Raw genomic sequence first — 4160 nt, forward strand, 5'->3', positions numbered from 1 at the left:
ATTTCTATACAATTCAGAAATCTTTTATGCATTTACACAAGATATTTTACGCTCTCTTATATGATTGTGTATGTCCTAAATGGACACAAGCAACGCTCCTAAGCAAAGCCTGTATGTACTGATTTCAGAAAAGCCCTCTATTCCGCATAATAGAGGACTTTTTTGTGTGCATTCTGCTTAATTTAAACGGACAAGTATACATCTAAAAGGTGAACGTGTCGTCTGAGAGCACGTGATTATTTACTTTTTACTTTGTTAGCATCGCCTGTTTCCAAAGTCTGTATTTGAGTCGTAAGCGTATTTTGTTCAGACTCAGTTAACGATTCAAAAAAAGTTTTTTGTAATTGGGCTAATCCGTTTTGTTGAGTTGAGCTATACCCTAAAATTACCATAGCTTTCATAAAGTTTTTTAGATGATTGTCAATTCTGAGCGTAGTATCAAAAGTAACACCATCTATTTGTTTAGACTTCGTTTTGTTTGATTCGTTTAGAGAAGATATGGAAATTTCTTTTTGGGGCTGGGGCGCCGATTTTCTAGGAATTATTTTGCTTTTATTTGAGTTAGGATTGTGTAAAAGTTCCACCATGCTAGTCCGCCCTTTCAATAATTTCTTGTGCCACAGAATCGTATAATCTAATTATTTTTTTATCGAACTGATCTTTTAGAAATACACCTCTGATTGAATATCTTTTGATTCTTTCCATATTACGAATTAGGGTTTTTAACATGTTTTCTTTCCCAAATTCTTCTTCTGCTACTTCTAATGTGCTGTGATCAACAGGCGCCCCATTCTTTAATAGCACAGGAAGTATACCGAGTAAATTCAAACTAGGTGCTTCGTATTCATCGATTACCTGTTCCTGTATATATTTTAGAAACGATTCGGCACCCTGAAGACTGTGCTCTTGAGTTTGAAGGATAATCAGAACCCAATCTGAAGCGTATAAGGCGCTATCAGAAATTAAGGAAATAGTCGGTGGCAAATCAAATACCACAAAATCATATTTTTCTTTTAGTGAAGCAAGTAGCTTGCTAAAATATGTAACTCTATCTTTATAATTATTTTTAAACTTTTTTTCCATAATCCGTGGGTACAATGAAAAATCTGCGCTTGATGGAATAAAGTCAATGTTTTTATCCAAAGTAACCAACGATCTTGATAAGTCCTCTTCTTGGATTGATGCAAGCAAGGTTTGATTAAATTTAATATCATCGTGGCCTAAATTAGCCGCGGTTTTAAAGTAAATATCTGTAGCGTTTGCTTGAGGATCGAAATCAATTAATAGCGTTTTTTTACCAGCACGAGCTAGTGCCAGGCATGCAAGCGTGGCATTTGTTGTTTTACCGGTGCCACCTTTAAAATTTCCAAAAGTAATTACTTCACCCATTATACTGACCTCCAATTAAGTATCCTAATATACAAGGATACTTGGATACAAGGATGATAACATACAAAGATACAAAGATACAAGGATACAAGGATACATTTCTTCTCAAAAGCCGTTAAATTAAGATTGACTGCAAGTATCCTAATATACTTAGATACAAGGATACAAGGATACTTAGATACAAGGATATGAATATACAAGGATACAAGGATACAAGGATACATAAAAAGAAATATTGATTTATCACCAAACAACGAGTAATATTGGTTACATAAAATAGAACATAAAAAAACACCCACCGACGGGAATCGGTGAGCGCCACATAAAAGTCAACTTGTTTAATGACTATTATATCATGGCCGGTGCGATTTTTAAAGCCCTAGGGGACAAGCTGGGGTCTAAATCCAAGGGGACACGTTTGCCAGTGCGACTTCAATAAGTCTGGCTATACCACAACAAGGTTATCTGTACAGCTGGGTGGTGAATGGTGAGCGCGACCATTAACGGCGCGGGTGGTAAAACGAAGCTTAGGCTTGGTGCCATTGATTAGTTGGTGATCGAACAAAAATAAATACGTATTGCCAACGCCTACTAGGGCGTTTTTTAGTAGGTTAAACCGAAAACGTAGGTTTATAATGAGTGGTGGTAGCAATACCGCAATTGTACAGACAAGCGACGGGCGTTAACGACCGACGAACTAGGGGGAAACCTTAGCGTAGAATTGCACTCTGGTTCAGTTATTCAAAATAGCTGTTTCCAGGGAACAATTCTGCGCTCAAAACGTCACTCCCTCTAAACTGAATGGAAAACCATAACCCGTCAAGTCAAAACCAACATTAGAATCAAGAAAGTTGATGATTTAAAATGCTTGATTTAAGAGATTGTGAGATTGCTTTTACCGGACGTCTAACTACCATGACTCGGTATCAAGCTTTTAGTTTGGCGAAAGTCTTTGGGGCGAAACCAAAAAATTGGGTTACGAAACAGACAGATTATTTAGTGGTTGGGTTAATTGAGACGGCTTTAGGTGAAGAGCCCATCACAAAAAAGTTATTGACGGGAACACCAACGATTTCAGAACGGGATTTTTTGGACTGGTGTCAGGCACGATTGGCGCAATGGTCTAGGAGTTTAGGCGGTTAAATTCGCAAAGTGAGTTTACTGATTTTTTGGGGATTTTTCATCTAGACCACTCCTCTCCCGTCAAATTTCACAAAGGCCAAATAACGGATCGTTGTTTTATCAGGGCATGAAGGATTTACTTGGGATAAGCCGCCTTATGTGAAGTAGAAATTGGTATACTAAAAAAGGCTCCCGGTTTAACACTGGAGGCCTTTTTTCTAGGTTACATATTTTGAGGATGAATGTTTTTATCTTCGTAGCTTTTACTTGGGTGCTGTAACATGATGAATACTGCTTAGTTTTTGGTGCCGTACCCCGCAACAGATGCGTCGCTTCGTTGGTATTATCTTAAATGCTAAGTACCGAGTTGAGAAGGAGATCATAAAGATATTGGCGTCATAATCCCACTGGACGACGAAGAACTTAAATTTTTAATGACTAAAGCCTTGAGACGTTACTTTAACGCCCTAAGAAGCAATGAGAAGCACATCAAGAACGTGGAAAACTACCTGTACGGCACCATGCAAAATCTATTTGGTGTTTGGTGGAATAAACAAGCGGCTAGAGAATACGCGGCCAAACACCCCGAAGAAGAAAAGCCGGCCGACAACGACAACAGTGGGTTGTACTACTAGTCCTAAAAGGCTGCAAAATCCTTTCTAAACGGTTTTGAGACTTGCTCACCCCTTTATGCTTAAGCTATATTTAACTGGCTTAAACAGAAGAACAGGGGCTTTTAAATAAGTGTCAGAGCTAACTAGCTCAAAAGTTCAGCCTTTAAGATCAATGCCAACCTCAAGTGGTCTGAGGCCAGGGTTTCATCCGTTGATCAGATACTCAAAAGGTAGTATAATGGTAGTAGCAAAAGAAAGGAGATGAGACAATCATGGCAGTTAAGGAAAAGAAACGGGTCCAAGTCAAGATTGATAAAGATTTGGCCGATGATACCGAAGCAGTTTTAAGCGAATTGGGCTTAAATCCAACCACGGCCATTAACATGTTTTACAAGCGGATTGTTGCTAATGGTGCTTTACCTTTTAATGTGTCTTTAAGCGAAGAAGAAAGAGCTAATTTACGCTTTTTAAAGGCGACCGAAGGGACACCAGTCACCGAGTTCAAAGACGCTAAAGAGGTCGCTGAGTGGCTCAACGATCCAGATGAGGACTAATGACTTAGTCAGCCTATACGTTAGTTTTGTAGAAACTAACGGTGGCAAGTCTCGGCCAGTTTTAATTCGTCGGGTATCAGAACAGACGGTCGAGGCTTTTAAAATTACTAGTCAGTATGAAAAGAAGTCGGCTTATATCAAGCAACAATATTATCCGATTCAAGATTGGCAATCCGCTGGGTTGAAGAAACCTTCCTGGGTCGATCTTGGTAATATTTATCGCTTTCCCAAAGCCGGTTTAAACTTTAAAGAAATCGGTCATTTAAGTAAGCTAGATCAAAATAAAATTTCAGATTTTACGCTTGACCTAAAATCAAAAAGAAGAGGTAAGGGTCAAAAGATAATTCAACAGCGATCAAGTAAAAGGAAGCACAAAGAAAGTAAAGCAGAGCTTACACAAAGAATTCAAAAACAGTTAAAAGACTTTGCTAAACACAATCCAGAAATTAAGCCAAAAAACAATCCTGAAAATAAAAACGAT

Annotated in this window: 5 protein-coding genes and 1 pseudogene; 4 read left to right on the plus strand and 2 right to left on the minus strand. The window is 38.3% G+C overall.

Going from position 1 to position 4160, the window contains the following annotated elements; translation table 11 throughout:
- Positions 1 to 236 precede the first annotated feature (236 nt).
- Positions 237 to 587, minus strand: coding sequence for a DUF5388 domain-containing protein (locus EKM80_RS14455; RefSeq protein ID WP_011222016.1), 351 nt, complete (start codon positions 585 to 587; stop codon positions 237 to 239).
- A gap of 1 nt (position 588) precedes the next feature.
- On the minus strand, positions 589 to 1389 hold the full coding sequence (locus EKM80_RS14460; protein WP_015639692.1) for a ParA family protein: 801 nt from the start codon (positions 1387 to 1389) through the stop codon (positions 589 to 591).
- Positions 1390 to 2253: 864 nt separating this feature from the next.
- Between EKM80_RS14460 and EKM80_RS14470 the strand changes: the two genes are divergently transcribed.
- The 4 genes and pseudogenes from EKM80_RS14470 to EKM80_RS14485 form a co-directional block, all read left to right on the plus strand.
- Positions 2254 to 2532 (plus strand): BRCT domain-containing protein, encoded by a 279-nt coding sequence (locus tag EKM80_RS14470; RefSeq protein ID WP_125554369.1) that lies wholly within the window; start codon positions 2254 to 2256, stop codon positions 2530 to 2532.
- Between the two features lie 270 nt (positions 2533 to 2802).
- Positions 2803 to 3146, plus strand: a pseudogene (locus tag EKM80_RS14475) (replication initiator protein A); the annotation flags it as partial.
- Between the two features lie 251 nt (positions 3147 to 3397).
- Positions 3398 to 3679, plus strand: a complete 282-nt coding sequence (locus tag EKM80_RS14480; RefSeq protein WP_125554371.1) for a type II toxin-antitoxin system RelB/DinJ family antitoxin — start codon at positions 3398 to 3400, stop codon at positions 3677 to 3679.
- Positions 3669 to 4160 (plus strand): hypothetical protein (locus tag EKM80_RS14485; protein ID WP_125554373.1); only part of this gene is annotated, 492 nt, incomplete at its 3' end. The genes EKM80_RS14480 and EKM80_RS14485, both read left to right, overlap by 11 nt.

Source organism: Loigolactobacillus jiayinensis, from assembly GCF_003946445.1.
Lineage (GTDB): Bacteria > Bacillota > Bacilli > Lactobacillales > Lactobacillaceae > Loigolactobacillus > Loigolactobacillus jiayinensis.